Genomic DNA, 23,668 nt, shown 5'->3' on the forward strand with positions numbered 1-23,668 from the left:
GACCGCTACACCACTACACGGGACTTGACCGTGCCGCCTAGACCGAAAGAATGATCGAGCGCGCTATATTCCCCTTTTTCCCACCACGCAACAAACTGATTCATCAGGTCAGTAAGGTCCAGTTGGCCACCAGTGCGGATAATGGATTCCATCGTAGCCACGGCCATTGAAGTATCGTCACTCCAGGCTCCGGCAGGGATTGTCCGCCCCCAATGGGAGTTAACCGGAATCTCATCACCAGAACCACGCATCGTGTCCAATGAATACTGCGCTATTTCATCTGCCAAGAGGAACTCGAAGGGAACTCCGAAAGCATCACCAGTAGCAGCCCCCAGCAACATCGCTTTCACCTGAGCTGCAGACAGTTCATTTCGTTTGTCTAACTCGCCCATGACTGCCTCATCCTAGTCGTCATTAAGACCCTGCTACCGAGCTAAAAGCACGCACTTCCAATACGGTTCGCGTTTGATAACGTCTTCCAATTTAGTTTCGTGTCGAAAACTCGACGATCGAGTACCGGAAACTATCGACGAGGTATAGCTCCCCTTCTTGGGCTTTGCGTAGCTCCAGCTTACGATACCCACCCGCGAGGTTACGTGAGCCAGCGTATGAGACCCAGCGTTGCCACAACCCACGAGCATTGCCGGATGCGGAACCAATATAAGGTTTCCCGGTGTGTCGAATTCAAGGTGCAAAAGCCAACGGGTGGAAACAAGCTGTCAACCAACTAGTTTATTTGGCTCCCAAGAAGAGAAGCGTAAGTGGGGTTGTTTTTGAGCTGCTCGTGGGCCCCGTCAGCAACAATGCGCCCATCCTCAAGAACAATAATGTGGTCAGCAATCCGGATAGAAGCAAGCCGGTGAGCAATAACAACCGTCGTGCGATCAGCCCGCGCGCGGCGAATGTTCTTAGCAATAGACGTTTCAAGGAACGGATCGATATTAGCTAACGGCTCGTCAAGGATGAGCATATCCGGGTTGCGCAAGAATGCACGCGCAATCCCAACGCGCTGGCGCTCCCCTCCAGAAAGCGTGGTTCCTCTATCACCCACCCTCGCGTCAAGCCCGCCAAGCGAAGTCACCAACTCGCTAATGTCCGCATCGGCAAGAGCCCGCCAAATATCCTCATCAGAAGCATTAGGGTTCGCCAAAATAAGATTATCGCGCACAGTTCCAGCAAAAATATGACAGTCCTGAGGCACCAGGGCCAGTCTGTCTCGGTAGCGGTTCGGCTCATAGCCACGCAAATTCTTCCCATCGAAACGCAGCTGCCCCGACCGCGGATCCAAATAGCGCATAGCGAGATTAGCCAAAGTAGTTTTACCCGCCCCAGACTTACCAACTATCGCCACAGAACGTTGCGGAGTAGCAGTAAGGCTGACTTTGTTGATAACCGGAAGCTCCGGCTGGTAGGCAAACACCGCGTTATCAACAACAAGACAGTTCTCCTCCCCGTCATAGGCGGTGTGGTGCGGTTCAGGTACAGCAGGAATCGGGTCTTTCACGTGAAGAATCGTATTGATCCGGTGTGCACAGGCACCGATCTCTCCAACGCGCCCAAGCATTCCCACCAACGTGGTGGCCGGCGTGGGTACAAGCCCCGCCAAAACCACAGCAACGGTAAGTATCGCCGCATCCAAACTGCCGTCAAGCACACGTCCAGTGAGGATAATTAACAAAATGGTAGATCCGATCGTGGTAACGATCATCGCGAACGCTGACTCCCACGCTTGCCGCATGGTTTGCGCATTTTTTGTGGCCTGCACTTGACGTGTCAAGTCAAGAATAAGCTGATTTTGTTTCTCAACCATTCCGAGGGAACGCAACTCGCGTTGCCCCTGAATGGAGTCCAACACCGCAACCCGCAACCCGGCTAGCTGACTACGCATCTGTGTGCCCTGCATACGCTGAATGGGCATGAGAATGAAGGGGAATACGATCATAGCGATAGTGGGAACTAGCATGATCAGCCCCAGCGGCCCCACAAAGCTAACAAGAACACCAGTGAACACTACTGGCGAGAACACCGCGCAGATTGCGGTAGACGCAGTGTGCGCATAAAACCACTCAAGCTGTTCCGCATCATTCATGGCCGCTGACGCCACATCGCCAGTGCGTTTCCCGTGGAGCCCGAGTGGTGCGATTCGTTCGATAGCCCCATAGATGTGCACTCGCAAAGTGTGCAAAATTCGATAGGCAACTTCGTGCGACCACCACACTTCAAACAGGGTACTGGCCGCATGAACCACCACCAAAGTGAACAGCAAAGTCACCAGCGGCGTGAGGTCATGAGCCGGGTCAAGAATGAACCGGGTTGAAACCCACACGGACGTAACCGACACACCCACAACACTGATTTGCGCCAAAGCGGTAACGATCGTGGAGGAAACGAAAAGAGGAACACATTCGCGTAGCCGTTTCATCAGCGCAATGAAGTCGCTAAACGCAGAAAACATGGCGGATCAGGCTCCTAACTGTGCGTCGATAAGCTGTGACCACGCGTTGTCTTCACCAGCCAGAATCTGGGGTGCACCAGCGCAGAGCACGCGGCCATCTCCCATCACCACAACGTGATCCGTTTGCGCAGCGGCATCCGTGCGGTGGGTGACCAGAATAAGCGTGAGATCCGGATAAGCGCGGCGAATATTGGAAAGCACAGCGGTTTCCGTCTGGGTATCTAACGCTGACGTAGATTCATCGAGGATCAGCAGTGGACACTGGCGAATCAGAGCACGCGCAATCGCTAACCGCTGTTTCTGCCCGCCAGAAAGATTGTGCGCATGCTCCTCAATCACCAAGTCAAGCACACTATCATTTCCTGCTTGACCGCTGACATCCTGGTGCAAATCGTTAGCGCAGGCCAAAGTTAAGGCGTTCATCATTGCCTCGTCATCCGCTTTCGGGTTAGCTTCAGCCAATATGGATCTGATAGTTCCAGGGAAAATAATGGGATCTTGCGGAACCAGGGTAGCTACCTGCGCAATGTTCAGTTGGTCTGCTGGCACGCCACCAACCGTGATCGTTCCACTATTGGGATGGTCAAAACCCATCAGTAGCCCTAATGCTGTGGATTTACCTGACCCGGACAGACCAACCAGAGCAGTTGTCTTCCCTGGCAGCGCGTCGAACGTAACGTTTGAAAGCGCGGGCTTCGTCGCACTCAAATACGTGTAGCTGGTATCAATGAAGGACACCCCGGTGCCATCATGGTGACGTTCAACCGTTGCGGAGGGTTTGGTTTGGACACCCTCTTGATCGAATAGTTCACTCATTGCTGGCAGAGCAGAAATCCCGAAGAATGCCTCATGCCAACACGTTGACAATGCAGTGAATGGGCGAAACAGCTCAATCGATAACAAAGTGATGATGAACAAGTGGTTCATCGGCATATCGCCGGCCCGTATCAAGCTGATAGCAATAACCAGGCCAAGAGCAGGACCAAGCACCTTCATCATGCTGGACAGGCCAGTTTCCCCCAGCGAAAGGCGAAGCTGGCCCATTGTTGTTGACAACAATTGGCGTGATTGCTTAGCTAGTTTTTCACCGTGATTTTGGGCGGCCCCAAACGATTTCAGCGTTGCCATTCCCATCATGGCGTCAACAAAGTCCGCGTTGAGATCCTCATACGCGATCCAGTGGGACTGCCCCCGATCGGAAAGGGCTTTGTCCCATAGCCGTGGGATAGCGATAATAGCGACGCCGCAGATCAATAGCGCTCCCGCAATCAATGGGCTGATTGCTCCGATAGCTATCGTCAACCCTGTAGCGGTAATAACAGTGACCGCCAGCTGGGTGAAGTATTTAACGAAGTAGGGCTCCACTGCCTCGACCCCATCAGTCACAACCGACTGGATTTGCCCAGAACGGCCAAACCCCGCCCGCATGGGACCGCGAGCGTCGATTTGTTCAAGGAGGGCACGGCGCAACCGGCTTTTCACCACCAGTCCGGCACGGTTTTGTAACAGTTGCCCGCCCACCTGCACTAGTGGGCGAACCAAAAGCAGGATGACGATAGTTACGATCAGGCCCATCACTGTAGGCATGTGGCGGGTAGTGAGTAGTTCATTAAACAGGATCGCGTTACATACCGCAGTGGCGATGAACAAGCCAGAGACGAGGACGCCCACTAAAACGGCGGGAGTCAACATCCTCACGGATAGCCCGGCTGCGCGCATCACTAAACGCTGCTTCATGAACATGGTTATCCACCTTCGCGTGTCTGAAGAAAGCAGGACTAGCCACAAAACTAACCTTAGGTTAGACTTACCTAAGTGCAGTTTGGCATGTTTCTCTCAGCATGACAAGAGCGCACAGCTTTATCACACCAGCCAGGAGGGCTTGTGAACCCGCAGATTTTGCAGCGCAATGAGGTATGCGCGGGCAATGCCCAGCTTCTAGAACAGATCCGCTTATCTGAGGGAAATCTGCTCCACGTCAGTGGCGGAACTGCTCTGACCACGCAAATCCATGGGGGTTATGTTGCGACAGGTAGTGCGAGTATGAAAGGCATGAGCGCACCATGTTAACTAAGCGCTATCAACGCCTTGTCCTAGCCGCCGCGTTATCCATCCTGCTGGTGTGCGCCCTTGTTGTTGCGGTAATCGTAGGAGCCACTGACATCTCCCTATACGCAGCGCTCGAAGGGATCAAAACCACCCTATTACACACGCCCACCAATGACGTTGACACCCAAATCATCGGGCAGGTCCGATTCCCCCGCGCTGTTCTTGGAGCAATAGTTGGTGCCGGACTTGGCATATGCGGCCTCATCACCCAGTCACTCTTACGCAACCCGCTGGGCGATCCCTACATCCTCGGCATTTCGTCGGGTGCATCTGCCGGCGCGGCCGCCGTAATTGTTCTGGGCACCTCCAGCAGTGTGCTATCCGCACTGGGCGTCACCATCGGCGCTTTTCTTGGGGCACTAGCAGCCATCATTCTCGTCACCCTTCTGGCCTCGGCCGGTGGGAAAATCACTCCCACGCGCATCATTTTTGCTGGCATGGCAACCACCTACCTGTTTTCAGCGCTGACCAGCCTGATCACACTCATGGCAAAAAACGCTGCCGGAACCAAATCAGTCATGTTCTGGACGCTCGGCTCTCTATCCAATGCCACTTGGGGTGACACCGCACTTGCCACCGCGGTGGTCATTGTCGCCCTCGCCTGCTTCGCAATATGGGGCAGGAGGGTAGACATACTCAACCTTGGTGACGACACAGCAATCTCACTAGGGACAAGCCCCCGCCTCTACCGCAACCTACTGTTCCTCGTCGTAGCCTTAACCGTTGCCGTCCTCGTGTCCCTCACCGGAGCAATCGGCTTCGTTGGCCTTGTGGTTCCCCACATCACCAAACAACTGGTTGGCTCCACAACGCGGGCCGCACTACCCATCGCCGCCTTGTGCGGCGCACTCCTAGTTGTCATAGCCGACACCTGCACTCGCATCATAATCCGACCCGCCGAAATACCTATTGGCATCCTTACCGCGCTTGTAGGAACTCCGATGCTAATGGCCCTAATCAAAAGATATTCCAAATAGAAAACAGAAAGGAAAACCCGTGATGATGAAGAAACAAATCATCGCCGGCACTCTCGGCGTTATGCTCGCCGCTGGCGCGCTAACCGCCTGCTCAGAAACTGATAATCCCAACACCAACGCTGAAAACGACGCTATTACCATCAACAACTGCGGAGTAGAAACAACCTTCAACACTCACCCGAAGAAAACCGTTTCGATGGGTGTAACCGGCTTGGCCTACCTGTTCGCCGCTGGCGCGCAGGACTCCATCATCGGCCGCGCCAACGAATGGGGCGAAGAACCACCAGCGTGGATTGGCTCAAAAGCAGACAGTGTCGACGTGCTTTCCAACGAGTCCATCTCAATGGAAGCGCTGCTGAAACTAGAGCCCGACCTGGCCTACGGTGGCGGGTTCAGCTCTGAAAACTCAAGCCCTGAGGCAGTCGCAGCGAAAGGCATCCCTGCCATCGTTGACGCACCAGAATGCTCCTACTTCTACCCGGATCAACCAGAAAACGAGTCCTTCGACGCGATCTTGGCAGAAGTGACCCAGCTCGGCAAGCTCATGGGCACGTCAGACAAAGCCGACGCCACGGTTGCTGATCTCAAAGCCCAACTTGAGCAAGTCAGAAGCGAAAAAATCGGTAAAGGACGCAAAGTTTCCTACGCCTACTACTACGGGGAAGATCCTGAGCTGTTCAGCTACGGCAACCAGGGCGTGGTGGGAGAAATCAACAAAACCCTCAACCTAGAAACCGCAATTGACCCGAACTACCACCCACACCAAGGCCCCATTGCTCCTGAAGCTTTCGTCAAATCAGACCCCGACGTCATCATCGTGCTCACCGGCATGGGCGGGGCTACAAAAGAAAGCTCCCTAGAACGCCTCGCGAAAATTCCCGGCTACAACGACATGAAAGCCGTGAAGAACGGCAACATCATCTACGCCGAATCAGCTGCTGCCTACGCCTCGCCCACGGCAATACACGGCACCCTTGAGCTAGCCAAGCAGTTGAAGGAACTAGGGAAATAAACCGATGAGCGATTCTCCCCTCAAGATAGAAAACGCTAGCGTCCGGTTTGGGGACAACCAAGTCCTCACCAACGTCTCTTTTGAGGTACCTCGAGGACAAATCCTCGGAATCGCCGGGCCTAATGGCTCTGGAAAAACCACCCTCATGAGATCCCTATTCGCTGCGCAAAAACTATCCGAGGGGAGAATCACCATCAACGGTGATCCACTGAGCACACTCAGTCCAGGCCAAGTTGCCAGACGCATCGCGGTCGTTTCGCAATTCGAACAAGACATGGACCAAACCCGCGTCATTGACATCGTGCTACTTGGACGAGCACCCCACCGCAAAGACATCCAAGGCTACAACGCCACCGACCATAAAATTGCGCGCGAAGCCCTTGAAGCTGTCGGAATGAGCTATGCCCAAGACCGATACGTTCACACTCTTTCTGGAGGAGAACGCCAGCGCGTCCTCATCGCCCGCTCACTCGCTCAACAATGCAAATGCATCCTTCTTGATGAGCCCACTAATCATCTGGACGTCAAATACCAACACCAAATTCTCAGTGTCATCAGGAAAGTCAGCGACACCGCCGTTATTATCCTGCACGACCTCAACCTCGTTGCACGCTACTGCGACAACGCCATCATCCTCAAAAACGGACACCTGCATACCAAGGGAAACCCGACGGAAATCCTAACGCCGCAACTTATCCGCGAAGTCTACGGCGTCAGCGCCACCGAAGTAAACGATGCGGGCACTAAACAATTCAGCTTCAAGCCATTGCAGGAACCGCTGCACCTCAACCGTTGATAACCTGCAGGCAGGCACTCACTTTCTCCTCACCGAACAGCCGGCAAGCCTCCACCTTTTGTAATCGCCGCGCGGTTTAGTAAACTGGGCGTGATCCCTCGCGTGACGGTATCACCCGAACCTCCCCAGGGCCGGAAGGCAGCAAGGATACGGTAGCTCTGCCGGGTACGTGAGGGATCGGCTTTGGTCTAGTGTCAGCCGATGCGGCTGAGCGTGCGGACCGGGATCTTCTCGGCCCCGACCTCCTCGGCGAGCTCGTCGAGGACGATGAAGGGGATCTCGGCGGCAGCCTGGATCTCGCCGTGCGGGGCGGCGTCGGCGGGGATCTCCAGGTGGTTGGTCATCAGGTTCCGGGTGGCGTCCATCGCGGGTCCTCCTTGGCCTTGGTGGGGTGTGGGTTAGATCTGGGTCAGGGCCCAGGCGATGGCGTGCCCGGCGTCTGCGAAAAGGTGGTCGGCCTCGGCGATGAGCTCCAGGGCGCATTCGCTGCGGCCGCGTGCGTTCGGGCCGAAGCCGTCGATCGGGGCTTCGGTGAGGCGGTAGACCTGGGCGCTGTTGCCGTAGCCGTCTTTCTTGGTCCAGGTCGCGAAGGTGGCCAGCGTGTAGTCGCCGTGTGCGAGGATCGCCCCGTAGGAGTCGACGCGCATCTGCAGGGCTTCGGTGGTGAGCTTCTCGGTGGTGTTCATGGCTGTTGTCCTTTCCTGAGGGGCTGTTCTTTTGTCATGTACATACAGCCATAGGTGCGGGCGCTTATCCAGTCGTATTTGCCCAGATCAGGCACTATTTTTTGGGATCTACAGCACTCGGAGACCGTGGAGAATCAAGGCTTGTGACGAGGGGAAACCCCGCTCGTGGCAGGGTTTCCGGGTGCCAGCAGGTCAGGCGTTGCGATTGATGCGTCAGTTCTCCTTCCTGCTTGCCGGGGTGCGCCAGGCGGCGTCGCCTTCCAGGCCTGCCAGCAAGATGCGGCGTGCCTGCTTGTGTTCGGGGCCGATGAAGCCCAGGGAGAGCAGGAAGCAGCGCATCGTGTACTTGTCATTGCCCGGTGCAGGCGGCGTGGATCGGATCCGGGTTGCCTCCTGGGCGCGCTGGCAGAGCTTTGCCACAAGCGGGATCACCGCCTCGCGTGCCGTCTCCGGCGTAATCGACTCACACCACGGGAACGAGACGGTCTCGTCATCGTTGAACTGCACGGGTGTGGCCGGGATGCCCAGTGCCTTGGCGATCAGTGGCCCTTTGGCCGCTAGGAGCGCTTCGAGGTTGGCGCGAGTGCGCTCACTCCACCCGGTGGTGGGCATCGTGACCGTCAACGTCACCTCGCCCGGGTTGGCGGTTTCAAAGCCCGCCTGGCGGGCGGCCTCGAGCACGGCCTGCGCCTCGATGCCATCTGGCAGGTAGAGGGTCCAGTCCCGATCCAGCGTGGCGTCTGCGATCTGGTAGGCAAACGAGGGCGTGCCCAGGTAGGTGGCCTTGACGCCAAGGTGATCGGCGAGAAGCTGGGCGAGCTTTTTCCTGCCCGTTTTGCGTGGGGTGAAGGCGAGGATGCTCATGCCACGACCTCCTTCTCGAACCAGGCGGCCACCATGCTGAGGAAACGCTTCGGGTCACACTCGATCACGCGCACCACCAGCTGGTAGCCGAGGGTTATGGCATCCCGCAGGGTTTCCTCGGGGTCGTAGACGTTGACTCCGGCTGCGATGAGCTCGCTGATTTCGATGTGTAATTCACTCATGACCAGTCCTTTTCGCTCGGTTCCCCCCCCAGGTGTGGGGGTGCTTTCGGTCATGTACATACAGCCATACGTTTTTCCGCTTATCCAGTCGTTTTTGCCCTCATCAACGGCTCATTTCACGCCCCTGTTTTCCCTGCATAGTGTGGGGTTTTATTCGCGGTCGCGGTCGACCTGTTTGACCAGATCCAGATACGTGTACTGGGTGTTGCCTCGCTGGCAGGTGATCCCGGCCGCGTCTCCGGTCGCCTCGGCGTAGCGGCGCAGGATCACCGAGGCGTATTTCTCATCGAGCTCCATGAGGTAGGCGATGCGGTCGGTCTGCTCGGCGGCCATCAGGGTCGAACCGCTGCCAGCGAAGGTGTCGAGGATGATCGCGTTTGCTTGGGTTGAGTTGTGGATCGGATAGGCCAGCAGGTCCAGCGGCTTGGAGGTCGGGTGGTCACTGTTTTTGCGGGGCTTGGCGAAGTTCCAGATCGTGGTCTGTTTCCGGTCAGCGAACCACTTGTGCTTGGATCCCTGTTTCCACCCGTAGAGCACTGGTTCGTGCTGCCACTGGTACGGTGAGCGTCCCAGCACGAGGGAGTCTTTGACCCAGATGCAGCAGCCGGAGAGTTTGAACCCGGCGTCGATGAACGCTTTGCGGAAGTTCAGCCCTTCGGTGTCGGCGTGGAACACATACGCCGACCCACCCTTGTCGAGAACGCCCGCCATGTTGGTAAACGCGGTGAGTAGGAACTCGTAGAAGGAGTCGGCCTTCATCGCATCGTTCTTGATCGTGAGCCCGTCGGAGGACTCGAAGGCGACGTTGTAGGGCGGGTCGGTGAGCACCAGGTTCGCGCTCTTGCCATCCATGAGCACCGCGACCTCGTTTGCGTTGGTGGCATCCCCGCAGACCAGCCGGTGCCTGCCGAGGGTCCAGATGTCCCCGCGCTGGACGAATGATGCGGCCTCGAGCGCTTTCGTGAGATCGAAGCCGTCATCGGTGACCTCGTCATCGTCGAGGGAACCAATCATCGCCTGGATTTCGTCATCGTCGAAGCCGGTGAGCTCGGCATCAAAGTCAGCCGCGTCCAAGTCGGCGATGAGCAGGGCCAGCTTGGAGTCATCCCAGTCGCCGCTGATCTTGTTCAATGCGACGTTCAGGGCCTTCTCACGGGTCTCGTCCAGTTCGACGACCACGCAGTCAACATCAGTGTGGCCAAGATCAGCGAGCACTTTCAGGCGCTGGTGGCCGCCGACGACGTGGCCGGTGGTGTGGTTGTAGATCACCGGCTCGACATACCCGAACTCCGCCAGCGAGCGCTTGAGCTTGTCGTATTCTGGATCTCCCGGTTTTAGGTCCTTACGCGGGTTGTAGTCGGCGGGCTTGAGCTCACTGATGGGTAGCTGCTTGATGAGCACGGCGGGTCACCTCTTCTCTGAGCTTGTCGGCATATGGCAGTGTCCATTCCCACTCGCTCAGGCCATGGCCCATGTGCCCGCAGGTGGCAAGCTTCGCGTAGATGGGGGCTCTAAGGCCGAGGCGTTCGATCATCGCGGCCGGTCGCAGCGGGAAGATCGCCTGGGCGGCGTCGGTGAGCAGCCAGTCCGAGTGCTGACCTGTGCCGAAGGTGTCGATGTGGAACGCGACCGGGTCGGCCTTACCGATCACATAGGAGATAGCGACGTGGCATTCTTCGGCCAGGCGCGCATCCACCACGGTTTTCGCGATCAGGCGCGCCATGTACGCACCCGTCCGGTCGACCTTGGAGGGGTCCTTACCCGAGAACGCCCCGCCACCATGGGGTGCAAGCCCGCCGTAGGTATCGACCATGAGCTTTCGGCCAGTCAGCCCAGTGTCTGCGGCAGGGCCACCCTCGACGAAACGCCCTGAAGGGTTGATCAGGATTTCGGTGTGTTCGTCGATTTCGATCTCGCGACACGCCGCCGAGATAACCAGCGAAATCAGACGCTGGTTGAAATCCTCCACGTTAATGCCTGGCTTGTGCTGGACCGAGACCACAATCGTGGCGATACGTTTAGGGGTTTCGCCGTCATACTCAACAGTGACCTGGGCTTTCCCGTCCGGGCCGAGCTCTGGAATCTTGCCGTCTGTGAATGCTTGATCGAGACGCTTGCAGATCCGGTGAGCATAAACCAGTGGCAACGGGAGTCGTTCTTCGCTCTCGGCTGTGGCGTAGCCGTAGACGGTGCCTTGATCGCCAGCACCAACCATTACGTGAGAACTCGTATCACCGTGGCGTGCTTCTAAAGATTTATCGACCCCGCCAGCAATATCGCTCGATTGGCAGTGAATTTTGGCGCGGATGCGGAACCGGCGCGGATCATAACCCACATGCTCAAGCGCTGCGCGTACCAGCATCGGAATCTCAAGCTTTGCCTTGCAGGTGATCTCGCCAGCGACATAGATGCGTGCTTTGATTGCCATCACTTCGACAGCCACTCTGGCGGCAGGGTCTTCGTAGAGGGCACGATCCAAAATGCAGTCGGCGATGTAGTCGCACAGCTTGTCCGGGTGCCCGGCGCGCACGCTTTCAGCGGTTTTCAACGACATATACAACTCGCTTTCATAAATTGATATGGGGTGGGAATAAAAAAGTGAGCGCCAGCTGTGCGGGCGCTCACTAAGACGATGATTGAGAAGTGGGTCAGAGTTAAGGCAGCAGGGTATGTTCGATGCCGTCTAGGATCACATCGATGACGAGGTCGTAGTATTCCTCGGACATCGCTTCTTCTTCATCAAGGTGTGAGAGAGGCTCCAGGTAAGAGTTGACAATACTGGTCAGTCCAACAGATTGAGCCATCATAGGCTCAAGCCTGACAAGCATTTCGTGCAGGTTGTGGCGAGGTTGGATTTGATTGGATGCGCGCAGGTTTCTCGCTCCGATCGTGTGGATGATCGAGTTCGCGATAATTGTGTAGGCCACAGGCGAATTGTCACCAAACCCAGCTTCTTGTAGTTTGGCCCAGGCTCCATCGATCATCGGCAAAAACTGTTCAGTGAACTTGCCCCGCGCGAACCTGTCGGTAATCCCTGGATATGCTAACAATGCGGGGCGTAGATTGTGAGCCATAGCTCGAAACCAGGCTTTCCATTCAAGGTCCGGGTCGGGAACTTCAATCCCGACACATACCCGGTCTACAACAGCATCACAAATGGCTTCCTTGTTTGGAAAATAATGATAAATCACTGAGGGAACCACGCCCAGTTCACGGGCAATGTCCCGTACTGACCATCCCTCAACGCCACTGATCGCGCTTAACTGTACAGCTTGTTTGACAATCAGCTCGCGTGATAGCCCAGCCCTTCGCCCCGTTAGCACAGTGTTCATAAGGTGACCCTTAACTTATTCCTTGACCCTTACTAGAACACCATTCTACAATATCCCTAAGTGAAACAGTGTTCTAGTAATGGAGTGTAGTGATGCCTGACCCTCGTAGTAATAAGCCGACACAGAGTTCTATTGAGCCAGGAGCGCAAGCGAACCTGGTAGTGGGAATCGTTTTTCTCGCCTTTATGGGGCAAATGATTCTCAATCCGATCATCGCGCCACTGTCACGACAGATGGGATTGCGGGAATGGCATATTGGCGCCACTATCTCTTTGGCAGCGATTGTACTAGCGAGCTTGAGTGCTTATTGGGGGCGAGCTTCCCAACGTGTCGGCGCTAAACGTGTACTCGCTGCCGGGCTTGTGATCGCGATCATCGCTTTGAGCGCCTTCGGTATTGTCTCCTACCTGGGGATGAACCAGGTAGTTGGCGGTGTCGGACTAGTTTTTGGTGTTGTGATCACTCGTGGTTTGCTCTATGGCGGAGGGATTTCAGCGATCGCCCCGACCGCGCAAGCCCACCTGGTCACGCATGCTGCCAGCGAGAACGGGCGGGTAAAAGCACTGGGCATGATTGGAGCGGCTCAAGGGATGGCCTCCATTGTTGGAGGTGTTACTGGAGGTGTGTTAGCCGCTGCTGGTGGCCTGCTCTTACCCTTGGTGGTCATGCCCGTTGTGATGGTGATTGGTCTGGTTGTTCTCTTGGTGAGTTTCGCACCTCAAAGCCAAGGGCAACTTTTTGCAAAGCCTCAACGGATTCGCTTCACTGATCCGCGTGTAGCTCCCTGGCTAGCAACTGGTCTGGTGATGTTTCTTGTGTTTTCTTCTGTTGCTACGATTTTTGGATTCACTGTCCAAGACCGCTTCGCCCTGTCGGCAACTGCGACCGCAGGTATTTCCGCGATTTACCTGACCATCATGGGCGTGACCATGATCATTGCCCAAGCGGTGATTGCTCCAAAGACAGGGTGGGGAGCAGCGAAGCTTTTACGTACTGGTCTGACCATTACACTAGTTGCAACTGTGCTCATTTGGCCTACCTCCTCGCACGCTTTACTGGTTGTCGGGTGTATCGTGCTGGGGGTAGGTATGGGACTGGCGATGCCCGGGTACAACACTGGCCCAACCTTGAAGATGAGTGCAGATGAGCAAGGCGCAGTGGCTGGCATCATTAACGCTAATAATGGGTTGGCGTACGCGATTGCCCCGCTGGCTTCGACCGCCCTTTACGGGTGGAACCCGCTGGCACCCTTCGCCGTCTGTATCGCCTTGATTGCAGTGGTCGTCATCTACGCCCACACCGCACCCGCACTACGCCAATAACTATGAGCGTGCCTGAAGTAGCCGTTCCATCACGTTATCCGCAGGAGTCGGCCCCGAGTAGTCCACCAGCGAGTTGGCTTTGACCACATCGAAAATCTCGTACCAGAGCGTATTCGCCTGCTTGCTAAACGACTGAGACATGGCCACGAATGGGGACGCGATAGCCGCCCCCGTGGTCGGATGCTTACCCAACAGGCCAAAATCGGAGATTGCTTCTTCGCATTGAATGAACCGAGCAAAATTCTGCGCATAAGCCTCAATCAACCGTGGAGCTACGAGTTTTTCGCAGCCGCGCTCCTTGAGCCAGTTCCAGGTATCGCGGTAGATTACGTCAGCACCCAAAGGGTTACCATCACGCTGCACAGCCGCCAAATAAGCCGAAGGTTCTGGCATTACGCTACCTTCAAGATCCCCGCCCGCTTCCAGATCTGGTGGGTCGAGCGACGCGATGTGGAGGACGCGTGCGTCTTTGCCTTCGGTGATCTTCTCAAACGCAGGTGTGGGCTTCGCACCTGAGCCTGCTCTGCGTCCGCCGCGCAGTGTTCCGTCTTTCGCCATGAAATCTCGCCTCCTTCCAGGCGGTTAGCCCGGTGATGGAGGGCTTGGGGGTTAATACCCTGTTTGATTCGGTCTTTTTGTGTACGGTTGGCCCCGCCCGCTGAGGAGCGGCCCAGCTGTGGAGATCCGCTCGCCCCCACCCCCTCGGCAAGCGCGCCACGTCGCCTCGTGCCGGGCGAACGGGGTCGAGGTTGGCACAGGTGAGGGTCGGCAGGGAGGCCGCGGCAGGCGGGCACACAGCGCTTTTTAGTAGCTGTAGACCCGAGGGGCTTGCCGCCACCGGTCGCCATCGAGCGCGGACTGGCGCGAGTGGCACGGCTTGCACAGACTGCGCAGGTTCGACTCGTCGTGGGTGCCGCCGTGGTCGAGCGGGATCACGTGGTGGACCTCAGCCACGGGCGTGTACCGGCCACGGGTCAGGCAGTCCTCGCACAACGGGTGGGCTTCGACGTAGGCCGCGCGGATCTTTCGCCACCGGTGGTCGTAGCGTCGGTTGATTTTCGGGTCGCGCTGGTAGGTCCGGTAGCGGGTGTCCTCGGCGCGGGCGTGCTCGGGGCAGAACCGCGTCTCGGTCAGCTCGGGGCAGCCGGGCTGGGAGCACGGGCGCTTGGGTTTGAAAGGCATCCGTCTCACCGCCCCTTGTCGTTCATGGCAACGACCCCCAGACGGACCGTGATGATTCGTCTGGGGGTCGGGACCTACTTTTCAACCACTTACAGCATGCGACAGGCACACCCTGAAAGTCATCCCCTCTTTGCGACACTCATGCGCGCCAGTGCTTTAGTCTCTGCCGAACAAGAGACGCGCGAAGCGGGCAAGGGCGCGCTGCTTTTTGGCGAAGGCAGTCTTGCGTTCGACGTAGAAGTGTTCGGCGACTTTGACGGCGGCGTCCTCGGCGGAGAGGTCGTCGAGGAAGAAGATCTCGAGGATCAGCCGGTCATCGTCGCTGAGGCTTCCCCAGGCCGGGTTGAACCAATCCATGTAGGCCTGCGCTTTTTGGTTGCGGGCTTTGAGCGCGTCGAGGTTGTCGAGGATCGAGCAGACTCGCGCTTCACCGGCGTGCGGGTTGTTGCCCCGTGGCAGGCCGTCGAATCGGGGTGAGCCGATTGAGGTCAGTGAGGCTTTGAGCTCGTTGGCGTACCCGTCGCCTTGCTGGAGAATGACAGCTTGGGTTGCGTAGTCCTGGAGGACGCCGATGGCGGCTTTGCGGTAGTCGAAGTAGTCCCAGATGGGGTGGTCGTTCATGAGTGTGCCTGCTTTCCCAGAGTGTCGGCGACCGCATTGATCAACGCAGCCTGTGTCGTGTCTTTGTTGTCCAGCGCGGCCAGTACCGCCTCATCGAGGGTGTGGTTGGCGGCCAGGTGGGTGATCGTCACCGGCTGGTCTTGTCCCTGGCGGTAGAGCCTTGCGTTGGTCTGTTGGTAGAGCTCCAAGGACCAGGTCAGGGAGAACCAGACCAGTAGGTTGCCGCCTTGCTGGAGGTTGAGCCCGTGTCCGGCTGAGGCCGGGTGGATGAGCGCCAGCGGAATCTCGCGGGCGTTCCACGCTTTGATGTCGGTACTGGTTTTCAGCTCGCGTGCCTGCGGGAGGCGTTCGGTGATGCGCTCACGGTCGTGTTTGAACCAGTAGGCCACGAGCAGCGGCTGGCCGTTGGCCGCCTCCACGAGGTCTTCGAGCGCGTCGAGCTTGCGGTCGTGCACCACCACGGTGTTGCCGTCCTCGTCGTAGATCGCACCAGAGGCCAGCTGTAGCAGCTTGCCTGACAGGGCTGCGGCGTTCGCGGCATCGATGACCTGCCCGTCGAGGTCGAGCACCATCTCATCTCGCAACCGCTCGTAGGCTTTACGCTCCTTCGGTTCGAGGTCGACGAGCTTCGTGGTGACCGTCAGCTCGGGCAAGCGCAGGTAGTCGGTGGTGCGCATCGACAAGGTGATGTCGCTGATCGCCTCGTAGATCTCGTCCTCGGCACCGGGTGCGGGCTTGTAGGTGAAGATCTGCTGGCCGTTTCGCCGATCGGGCACGAACCAGCGGTTGCGGTAGTGGGTGATGAACCTGCCGAGACGCTGGCCCTCATCAAGGAGACGGAACTGCGCCCACAGGTCCATCAGCTCGTTGGCTGCGGGCGTGCCGGTCAGCCCCACGATCCGGGTGAGACGTGGCCGCACGGCGGCGAGTGCTTTGAACCGTTGCGCCCGATGGTTCTTGAACGAGCTCAGCTCGTCGATGACGACCATGTCGAACGGCCAGGCTTTGCCGAGGTGGCGCACCAGCCAGGGCACGTTTTCGCGGTTGATGACGGTCACCATCGCCTGGGCGGCAAGCGCATCCACCCGCTGGGCTTTGGACCCCACGGCCACGGCAATGGTGAGTCCTGCCAGGTGGTCCCACTTGGTGGCCTCGGCAGGCCAGGTATCGCGGGCAACCCGCAGGGGTGCCACGATGAGGACCCGGCGGGCCTGGAAGGAGTCCAGCAGCAGGTTCCAGATTGCCGTCAAGGTGATCACCGTCTTGCCCAGCCCCATCCCGAGCAGGATCGCGGCCTGCGAGTGGTCTTCGATGAAGGCGGTGGCCAGTTGTTGGTAGTCATGCGGCTCGTAGCGCATCAGCCACCTCCTGGATCGCGTCAATGTTGTCAACGACGACCGCATCAACGCCGTGATCCTTGAGCTGCTGGATGCGACGGCGTTGGATGGGGCGTGGGAGGCGTCCGGGTGCTTTGAGTTCGACGAAGATGACGCGTCCGCGATGGATGCAGATGCGGTCTGGAACCCCTGCGGTGCCTGGGCTGGTGAATTTCCAGCACAGGCCACCGATCGCCTCAACGGCTTTTTTCAAGTGTTGTTCGATTGCGTGCTCGTTCATGGTTCATGTCCTCTCGTGTGAGAGGCCCATGACGACCTATGACGATGCGATATGGACTTTTCCTAAGGGCTATATTTTCTGCCCTATAGCAAACTCACATATGGGTCGTCATAGGTCGTCATAAGGCCCGTCTGAATTAGTTGTCGAACTCGTTCCTCAAGGCCAAACCGTGGACGAACATCCCGTGCATCGTCCTTTTACGTGTGAACCCGTGATGTTCGACGGTGGCGTTGAAATCGACCATGGGACGCGCCCACCCAGAGGTCGACATCGCCCACGCCCGATAGGCCTGATACAGATCCCCGGCCCGTTCCGACAGCCCAGGGTCAAGGTCGCAGTTGGCGTCAAGGAACTGAGCGAACCAGTTGTTCTCTTCCCGATACGCCGCTGATGCCTCCACAACTCGGGCAGGGGCCTTCAGGTGGTAGTCCTCGGCGTGGATGAGGCGCGCGCCCTCCATAATCCAGGCCAGGATCGCCCCGCCTGCCTGCGTGTAGAGGTAGTCGGCGTAGTTCTTGATATCGGATGTGCCTTCGATCTTCGCTTCGAAGGGGATGACGATGAGCCTGCGCCAGATGCCCGCATCCATCGCACCCACCCTGGGCAGATGGTTCGTGTAGAGAATCAAGGTGTGCGACGGGGTGAAGGCAAACGGTGCCTTGTACTTCTTCTCCGCGTAGATCTGATCGGTGGAGGCCAGCTGCTTGACCACGGAGGTGGACATGCGCACGCCCTCTTCGGATTCGGCAGAGATGATGAGGCGTTTGCCTTTGGCCTCAGCCAGCTCCGGTTTGACGTTGCGCATCCCACCGATCGTGAGCACATCAGCACTCATGTTGCCTGCATACGTGCCTAAGACTCTGGCGATGGTGTTCCAGAACGTCGATTTGCCGTTGCGACCATCTCCGTAAGCGATGACGAGGGCTTCGACGAAGACTTGCCCGATCGCAGCAAGGCCGACGATGCGCTGCACGTAGGCGATGAGCTCGGCATCGCCTTGGAAGAACACCTCGAGGGCTTCCTGCCACAGGTGCGCGCCGTCGGCGCCCGGGTCGAGGCTGGTCTGCTTGGTCACCAGATCCGCCGGGTCATGGTCGTGGCGCGACATGGTCCCGTGGCGCAGATCGTAGGTGCCTGATGGGGTGTTGAGCAGATACGGGTCGGCATCGAGCTGCTCAGGGGTGGTCAGCAGCATGGGGCGGGCTTCTTTCAGGCAGTTGGTGATCCCGCGTGATTCTCGGCGTTTGAGCGCGTAGGCCGCATAGGTTTTCGCGTCCTCGAACGAGGCGAACGCCTCTTGTTGGGCGGTGTTGAACATGGCCTGGGCTTTCGCCTTCGACATCGACGCCAACAACATGGCAGGCCCCGTGGCAGCGAGCTGGTCTTTGGCGTCTTCGAGCAGCTCGTGGGCCTCGGCCAGTTGGCGTTCGGTGAGCTCCTGGGCGACGGCTTGGGCTGCGGGTGCGGATTCGTACCAGACACCGTCGTAATAGACGAGCCAGTCGGTGGCCTCCGAGTAGCGCAGCGTGTCCGGATAGGCCTTGGTTAGGGCGTGGGCTTGGCCGACGTCGCTGTAATCGGCGGGGCGTACCGAATCCAGGCTCGCCTCAAAATCCTCTGGTGGCACATACCCGGGCTGGTTCTCGACCGTCTTGGCGAACCGGGTGGCCGACCGCCAGATCGACTCCACCTCCGCCTCCGGCAGGGGGCGGTCACGGCTCGGAACCGGAGACAACGATCGACCCGGTGGTGATGGCGGCGGCCACGGTGATGCGTTTACAAACCGTGGTGTCGCGGGAGATCAGCCCGCGTGACACCGCGGTTGTGACTGTCGGGCGGATCGAGGCCGGGAGCAAAAACAACATCATCCCGGAGTCCGCCTCGCCCGGGCTGAGCGTCCGCAGCTTCAGCGAGACCGTGCGCGAGCGCCTGGTTGCGGGAATCCAGCGCGTCATCGAGGCCGAGGCCGCGGCGTCAAACGCTCCAAAGCCACCGAAGATTGAGTTCGGTGACCGTTTCCCGGTCACCTATAACGACCCGGAGATCACGGAGGAACTGAACGCGGTCTTTGTTGACGCCTTCGGGGAGGACGCGTTTTTCGCACCCGGCGCGCTCTCCGGAAGCGAAGACGTCGGAGTGCTCGCCACAGCCGCGGGGGTGCCGCTTGTGTACTGGATGCTCGGCGGTCACGACGCCGCGGAGTACGCCGCGGCGGAGGCGGCGGGAACGGTCCACACCGATGTGCCGTCGAACCACTCACCGCACTACGCACCCGTCATCGATCCGACGCTGCAGCGCGGTGTTGCAGCGCTTGTGCTCGCCACAAGGCACTGGCTCGACCGCTAGACACAGGCCCGTTTACGCCTTAGATTAATTATGTCTTACATAAATAAATGGTGTGGGCGCCGACGGCGCAGGCCGACTCCTGGAATATGTCGCAGTGGAAGACGAACCGGATGGTTGGTTCATCTATCACGCAATGCCTGCCACAAAGAAAGTTCTGATCGAGGTAGGCCTTGGAGCAAGGAGGTAGCGTCATGAGCACGTACACCGATGTAAACGGGGTTGAGTTCACCGATGAGCAAATTGAGCGCTGGGCGGCAGAGGACGAATCCGAAGCGGGATACACCTGCGACCACCTCGGCCCGTCACGCCCCGGTCGACCCGTCAGCGTCGGAACCGATGTGCGCCCGGTGACTGTGCGGCTCGATGCTGCGCGCCGCGCGAAACTCGAACACTACGCACACTCCCACAGCACGAGCATCTCGCAGGCCGTTCGGGATCTCATCGACGCGATGTAGCCCTCATCAAGGCGACCAAGGCGACCAAGGCGACCAAGGCGACCCGTGACAGCGGATCGTTTTGTGTGCTACGATCACTTCCACGTTCAAGAGTCGTAACCGTAGGTACCTGGCCGGTTACGCGACAACCCGAATCCATCGATTCCCGGGTGTCCCAGGGGAAGAACGGGCTTCATGAAATCTCATGGAGCAAGATTCGATGGGGCGCTTGCCCCAAGAAAGGGGCGTGAGCTCCGTGTCTGCACATCATTTTTCATTTGAGACCGACCAAGACTGGTGGAGCCGGATCGGGCTTGGTTACTCTGGGGTCAAACCCGGCACTCGTTTCGGGAACCGCGTGAGAGCGTCGCTGCTGAAGATCTTGCGCGAGCACCCGCCGGTTGCATTCGCTGGCGGTGACAACGGCGCCACGCTGTCACTTGACGACTTCGCCGCACTGATCGAGGCCGCGGCAGCTGACGCTGTTCGCGCCGGCGAAGAAGGAGAGCGGATCACCGCTGAGACCCTCCGTGAAGAGGGGAGCGCGCGGGTTGAGCAGGCGTACGCGATGCCCGACGCTGATTCGCTGATCACCGAGGGGCGCTGGGCCGGGCTCACGAAGGGCGAGGCGTTTGCGTGGTGCTGGGCGCTTTTCGAGTACGAACCGCACGGCTTCGTCCACCCCAACTCGCAGGTCCGGGTGGAGAGCCGGGCGAAACTTGCGCAGGGCGAACTGCCGTCGGTGTTTGGTTACCCGGAGCGCGCGAAAGAGTTGAAAGCCAGTGGCTTGGATCCCCGCAAGTTCCGGGAGCACCAGGCCGCGCTTGGTGCTCGGAGCTTCGGTTACTCATGAGGTTCGCAATCGCGGAATTGTTAACATAGGCTTGACCTCGTGAGCGAGTGCCGGTTCTGCTCGGCTTGGGGCAGCGACCGGCAGCTCGCGCCGCGCGAGTCTGTGGCGTATGAGGGCGCGGATCGCGGTGCATGATCCACAGTTGAAATAGAGAAAAGAGAGTGAAACGTATGACGAAGCGCGTGAGTGTGATTGTTGGGAGCCTGCGTCGTGGCTCCTTTGCCCGTAAGATTGCGCACAACCTGATTCCGATGTTCCCTGAGGGGTACGAGGCGAAGATCGTGGAGATCCGCGACCTGCCGCTGTACGATTTCGACTACGACGACCCAGAGGTCACCGACAAGCCGGTGCCGGCGGAGTACACGGAGTTCCGCGAGACGATTAAGGCCTCTGACGGGGTGCTGTTTGTGACCCCGGAGAACAACCGCACCATCCCGGCGTGCCTGAAAAACGCGGTGGATATTGGGTCGAAACCCAACGCCGACGTTGCGTGGAAGGGACTCCCGGCGGGAATTGTGAGCCACTCTGTTGGACGCATGGGCGGGTACTCGTCGCAGAAGAACCTGCGCCTTGCGCTTTCCTACTTCGACATGCCAACGCTTGGCCAGCCCGAGGTGTTCCTGTCGCAGTCGCCTGAGCTTTTCGGTGACGGGGATAAGATCACCCGCGAGTCAACCGTTGAGTTCCTGCAGAAATACATTGACCGCTTCGCTGAGCTGATCGAAAAAACCAGCCGCGATTAGTTTTCGCGGGCGCGTAACCCAAAGGCGAGGGGGAAACCGAACACGTTTCGGTTTCCCCCTCGTTTGTTGTGTGGCAGTTTTGTGTCGCCGCGGCCGCGCGGTGGCGCAGGCGCTAGCTGTCTGCGCCCCCTGCGTCAGTTGCCGCCTCGGCCCGCAACGCCTCGACAAGCGCCTCGTGTGCGTCCCAGATTTCGCGCGGCATATCGGGCAGCTCGCGCAGGTGCTCAGCGCGGTGATCGGTTTCCTGCAGCCAGCGTTCAACGTCAACCCGCAGCAGTTTGTCGAGATCCGCCGCGTCGATTTCGAGACCGGTAAAGTCGAGCTCTTCAACAAGCGGGAGCACGCCGATCGGGGTTTTGCGTCCCTTGACTTTGCCGTCGCGGTACTGTGTGAGCCAGTTCAGCGCGCGCAGGTTCTCGCGGAAGCCCGGCCACAGGTAACGACCGGTTTCGGGTTCGCGCTGGAACCAGTTGACGTGGGCAAACATCGGCGTCTCTTTCAGCTGCCCGAGCACTTTAAGCCAGTGTTCGGCGTAGCGACCCTCGGAGTACGAGAAGAACGGACGCATCGACATCGGGTCGTAACGCAGCTGCCCGTCAAGCCCGTCCGCTGCGAAAGTCGCCTCGGCGCCGAGTGTCAGCCCGTCGTAGACGCCATCAACAAGGTTGTCGATTGCGCGGATCAGCGGTTCACGATCGCGGGTGCGGCCACCGAAGATAATCGCGTCAACGACCACGCCCTCGGGTTTGGAGACGTCTTCGGCGAGGTTCGGGATGCGCTCCAGCGGAATCGTGAAGCGGCTGTTCGGGTGCGCCCACGGTTCGTTTTGCTGCTCGGCGGTGCGGTCGGTGATTTTCGCGCCGGTCCAGTCGAGCCACCCTGCCGGGTCGGCCGGGGGTTCGGGGGTGAGACCCTCCCACCACACCTCGCCGGTGACTTCGTTGTAGGCGGTGTTGGTGAAGATCGTGCCCGATCCCTCAGCGATTGCCGCCATCGCGGTGGGGTTGGAACCCTCGTTGGTGTCTTTTGCGACACCGAAGGCACCGTTTTCGGGGTTGATGGCACGGAGTTTCCCTTCGTCGTCAACCCACATCCAGGCGATGTCGTCGCCGTAAAAATCAACGCGGTAGCGGTCGCCGAGTCCGTTTGGCGGCAGCGTCATCGCGAGGTTGGTTTTCCCTGACGCGCTCGGGAAGCCGCCGCACACGTGCGTGGTGACGCCGGTTTCACGGTCGTGGATCCCAAGCAGCAGGAACTGCTCCGCGAGGAACTTCCCTGAGGCGTAACCGTCGTAGGACGCCTGGCGCAGACCGTGGGCGATTTTACCAAGCAGCGCGTTGCCGCCGTACGCGGAGCCGAAGTGCAAAATGGTGCGCTCGTCTGCGACGGTCACAAACATCCGCTCGTCGGCGTCGGTGCCCTGCTGTAGCGCGGTCAGGTCACCGGTGACGTGCACACCGCGCACGAAGAAGTCCTGGTCGCTGACACCGTCGAAGTGCTCAATTCCGACGCGGGCCATGCGGATCATCTGCAGCACCACGTTGCGGTCGTCGGTGAGCTCAACTCCGAGCGCGAAGTTCGCAAGCGGGGTGCCGGGAGGGGCCATCAGGTACGGCACCACGTACATGGTTTTACCCGCCGAAGCGCCGCACATGCGGCTCGTCAGCAGCGGTTTGACCTCGCTTGAGTGGCGCCAGTTGTTGTAGCGCCCGCGATCCGCCTCGTCAGCCGTGGCGACAAAGGTGCGCTCTTCGGTGCGGGCGGTGTCTTTCGGGTGTGACCGTGAGTAGTAGCGACCTTTGCCTGCGCGCAGCATTTCGCCGGCGGCGATGGCCTCTTCGAGCAGCCTGGCGTCATCCGCTGCTGAGACGAGCTCGATCTTTTCAGGATTGGTGATCTCTGCCCACTCGCTCACAAAAGCGCGAACGCTTTCCACGTGAATCTCTGGAGGAACTTGAAATTGCTTTGATGCGGTCACCAGGCGCCCTCATTCATTCTTTAGTTTCCGGGTCTCACTTGTGATCTCTACCGTAGTACGTCGAGTCTGACAGCACCATAAGTATCCCCTTTGAGTCTTGGGTTTGGAGTGGCCTAAGAATTAGGCCCACTCGGTTTAAGTGTTGACCGTGTTTTCTTG

At 58.7% G+C, this 23,668-nt stretch carries 24 protein-coding genes, 1 other RNA gene, 1 pseudogene and 1 riboswitch; of the genes and pseudogenes, 9 read left to right on the plus strand and 17 right to left on the minus strand.

All coding sequences use genetic code 11. The features are described 5' to 3' along the window. Window positions 1-5 precede the first annotated feature (5 nt). The 3 genes from HMPREF3174_RS00485 to HMPREF3174_RS00495 form a co-directional block, all read right to left on the minus strand. Complete coding sequence (locus HMPREF3174_RS00485; RefSeq protein WP_070447331.1) at window positions 6-392, minus strand: ADP-ribosylglycohydrolase family protein; 387 nt, start codon at window positions 390-392, stop codon at window positions 6-8. Window positions 393-727: 335 nt separating this feature from the next. After that, a complete protein-coding gene (locus HMPREF3174_RS00490) occupies window positions 728-2,455 on the minus strand; it encodes an ABC transporter ATP-binding protein (protein WP_068539436.1) in 1,728 nt (575 codons plus the stop codon). Window positions 2,456-2,461: 6 nt separating this feature from the next. Beyond that, window positions 2,462-4,198, minus strand: a complete 1,737-nt coding sequence (locus HMPREF3174_RS00495; protein ID WP_068539438.1) for an ABC transporter ATP-binding protein/permease — start codon at window positions 4,196-4,198, stop codon at window positions 2,462-2,464. A gap of 320 nt (window positions 4,199-4,518) precedes the next feature. Between HMPREF3174_RS00495 and HMPREF3174_RS00500 the strand changes: the two genes are divergently transcribed. From HMPREF3174_RS00500 to ffs, 4 genes are all read left to right on the plus strand, one after another. Continuing rightward, window positions 4,519-5,541: a FecCD family ABC transporter permease gene (locus tag HMPREF3174_RS00500; RefSeq protein ID WP_068539440.1), complete on the plus strand. Its 1,023-nt coding sequence runs from the start codon at window positions 4,519-4,521 to the stop codon at window positions 5,539-5,541. Window positions 5,542-5,563: 22 nt separating this feature from the next. After that, the gene (locus tag HMPREF3174_RS00505) at window positions 5,564-6,553 is read left to right on the plus strand and encodes an ABC transporter substrate-binding protein (RefSeq protein WP_070447334.1); all 990 of its coding nucleotides are present in this window, start codon (window positions 5,564-5,566) and stop codon (window positions 6,551-6,553) included. 4 nt (window positions 6,554-6,557) lie between these two features. Beyond that, complete coding sequence (locus HMPREF3174_RS00510) at window positions 6,558-7,349, plus strand: ABC transporter ATP-binding protein (RefSeq protein WP_062614264.1); 792 nt, start codon at window positions 6,558-6,560, stop codon at window positions 7,347-7,349. A gap of 89 nt (window positions 7,350-7,438) precedes the next feature. Beyond that, window positions 7,439-7,534: signal recognition particle sRNA small type (gene ffs / locus HMPREF3174_RS00515), an RNA gene on the plus strand. 9 nt (window positions 7,535-7,543) lie between these two features. Here the strand turns inward: ffs and HMPREF3174_RS00520 are convergent. From HMPREF3174_RS00520 to HMPREF3174_RS09500, 7 genes are all read right to left on the minus strand, one after another. After that, window positions 7,544-7,714: a hypothetical protein gene (locus HMPREF3174_RS00520; RefSeq protein ID WP_246783043.1), complete on the minus strand. Its 171-nt coding sequence runs from the start codon at window positions 7,712-7,714 to the stop codon at window positions 7,544-7,546. A gap of 33 nt (window positions 7,715-7,747) precedes the next feature. Beyond that, entirely contained in the window at window positions 7,748-8,035 is a 288-nt protein-coding gene (locus tag HMPREF3174_RS00525) for an Nmad4 family putative nucleotide modification protein (protein ID WP_014320308.1), read from the minus strand. A gap of 213 nt (window positions 8,036-8,248) precedes the next feature. Next, window positions 8,249-8,899, minus strand: a complete 651-nt coding sequence (locus HMPREF3174_RS00530) for a hypothetical protein (protein ID WP_070447337.1) — start codon at window positions 8,897-8,899, stop codon at window positions 8,249-8,251. Continuing rightward, window positions 8,896-9,081, minus strand: a complete 186-nt coding sequence (locus tag HMPREF3174_RS00535) for a cell division protein (protein WP_070447341.1) — start codon at window positions 9,079-9,081, stop codon at window positions 8,896-8,898. Before HMPREF3174_RS00535 ends, HMPREF3174_RS00530 begins: the two co-directional genes overlap by 4 nt. 150 nt (window positions 9,082-9,231) lie before the next feature. Then, entirely contained in the window at window positions 9,232-10,482 is a 1,251-nt protein-coding gene (locus HMPREF3174_RS00540) for a site-specific DNA-methyltransferase (protein ID WP_070447344.1), read from the minus strand. Continuing rightward, complete coding sequence (gene metK / locus HMPREF3174_RS00545; protein WP_070446066.1) at window positions 10,454-11,635, minus strand: methionine adenosyltransferase; 1,182 nt, start codon at window positions 11,633-11,635, stop codon at window positions 10,454-10,456. Before metK ends, HMPREF3174_RS00540 begins: the two co-directional genes overlap by 29 nt. Window positions 11,636-11,735: 100 nt before the next feature. Continuing rightward, complete coding sequence (locus tag HMPREF3174_RS09500) at window positions 11,736-12,413, minus strand: TetR/AcrR family transcriptional regulator (protein WP_065422052.1); 678 nt, start codon at window positions 12,411-12,413, stop codon at window positions 11,736-11,738. Window positions 12,414-12,505: 92 nt separating this feature from the next. Here HMPREF3174_RS09500 and HMPREF3174_RS00555 point away from each other — a divergent pair, with 92 nt between their 5' ends. Beyond that, entirely contained in the window at window positions 12,506-13,735 is a 1,230-nt protein-coding gene (locus HMPREF3174_RS00555; protein ID WP_070447347.1) for an MFS transporter, read from the plus strand. Here HMPREF3174_RS00555 and HMPREF3174_RS00560 read toward each other — a convergent pair whose 3' ends face one another. The 6 genes and pseudogenes from HMPREF3174_RS00560 to HMPREF3174_RS00585 all read right to left on the minus strand — a co-directional run. Further along, a complete protein-coding gene (locus HMPREF3174_RS00560; RefSeq protein WP_042406079.1) occupies window positions 13,736-14,293 on the minus strand; it encodes a P27 family phage terminase small subunit in 558 nt (185 codons plus the stop codon). 246 nt (window positions 14,294-14,539) lie between these two features. Further along, the gene (locus tag HMPREF3174_RS00565) at window positions 14,540-14,917 is read right to left on the minus strand and encodes an HNH endonuclease (RefSeq protein ID WP_070447350.1); all 378 of its coding nucleotides are present in this window, start codon (window positions 14,915-14,917) and stop codon (window positions 14,540-14,542) included. Between the two features lie 156 nt (window positions 14,918-15,073). Beyond that, window positions 15,074-15,538, minus strand: coding sequence for a hypothetical protein (locus tag HMPREF3174_RS00570; protein ID WP_070447353.1), 465 nt, complete (start codon window positions 15,536-15,538; stop codon window positions 15,074-15,076). Next, window positions 15,535-16,896, minus strand: a complete 1,362-nt coding sequence (locus tag HMPREF3174_RS00575) for a DEAD/DEAH box helicase (RefSeq protein ID WP_070447356.1) — start codon at window positions 16,894-16,896, stop codon at window positions 15,535-15,537. Before HMPREF3174_RS00575 ends, HMPREF3174_RS00570 begins: the two co-directional genes overlap by 4 nt. Beyond that, entirely contained in the window at window positions 16,877-17,155 is a 279-nt protein-coding gene (locus HMPREF3174_RS00580) for a PDDEXK family nuclease (RefSeq protein WP_068539457.1), read from the minus strand. The genes HMPREF3174_RS00575 and HMPREF3174_RS00580 overlap by 20 nt, the downstream gene beginning before the upstream one ends. 136 nt (window positions 17,156-17,291) lie before the next feature. Further along, window positions 17,292-18,863 (minus strand): annotated as a pseudogene (locus HMPREF3174_RS00585) (phage/plasmid primase, P4 family); the annotation flags it as partial. Between the two features lie 62 nt (window positions 18,864-18,925). Here HMPREF3174_RS00585 and HMPREF3174_RS00590 point away from each other — a divergent pair. From HMPREF3174_RS00590 to HMPREF3174_RS00600, 4 genes are all read left to right on the plus strand, one after another. Next, the gene (locus HMPREF3174_RS00590; protein ID WP_371440855.1) at window positions 18,926-19,501 is read left to right on the plus strand and encodes a zinc-binding metallopeptidase family protein; all 576 of its coding nucleotides are present in this window, start codon (window positions 18,926-18,928) and stop codon (window positions 19,499-19,501) included. A 191-nt stretch (window positions 19,502-19,692) separates the two neighbouring features. Continuing rightward, on the plus strand, window positions 19,693-19,956 hold the full coding sequence (locus HMPREF3174_RS00595; protein ID WP_062614256.1) for a hypothetical protein: 264 nt from the start codon (window positions 19,693-19,695) through the stop codon (window positions 19,954-19,956). Between the two features lie 84 nt (window positions 19,957-20,040). Further along, a riboswitch (SAM riboswitch) is annotated at window positions 20,041-20,158 on the plus strand. Window positions 20,159-20,293: 135 nt separating this feature from the next. Further along, window positions 20,294-20,788 carry a hypothetical protein gene (locus HMPREF3174_RS09130; protein WP_145989895.1) on the plus strand — a complete coding sequence of 165 codons (495 nt, stop codon included), beginning with the start codon at window positions 20,294-20,296 and terminating at the stop codon, window positions 20,786-20,788. 170 nt (window positions 20,789-20,958) lie between these two features. Continuing rightward, complete coding sequence (locus HMPREF3174_RS00600) at window positions 20,959-21,531, plus strand: NADPH-dependent FMN reductase (protein WP_019174205.1); 573 nt, start codon at window positions 20,959-20,961, stop codon at window positions 21,529-21,531. 112 nt (window positions 21,532-21,643) lie between these two features. Here HMPREF3174_RS00600 and HMPREF3174_RS00605 read toward each other — a convergent pair whose 3' ends face one another. Continuing rightward, on the minus strand, window positions 21,644-23,509 hold the full coding sequence (locus HMPREF3174_RS00605; protein WP_083297633.1) for a phosphoenolpyruvate carboxykinase (GTP): 1,866 nt from the start codon (window positions 23,507-23,509) through the stop codon (window positions 21,644-21,646). Between the last annotated feature and the right edge of the window lie 159 nt (window positions 23,510-23,668).

Origin of the sequence: Trueperella sp. HMSC08H06 (assembly GCF_001808465.1) — a bacterium.
Taxonomy (GTDB): Bacteria; Actinomycetota; Actinomycetes; order Actinomycetales; family Actinomycetaceae; genus Trueperella; species Trueperella bernardiae.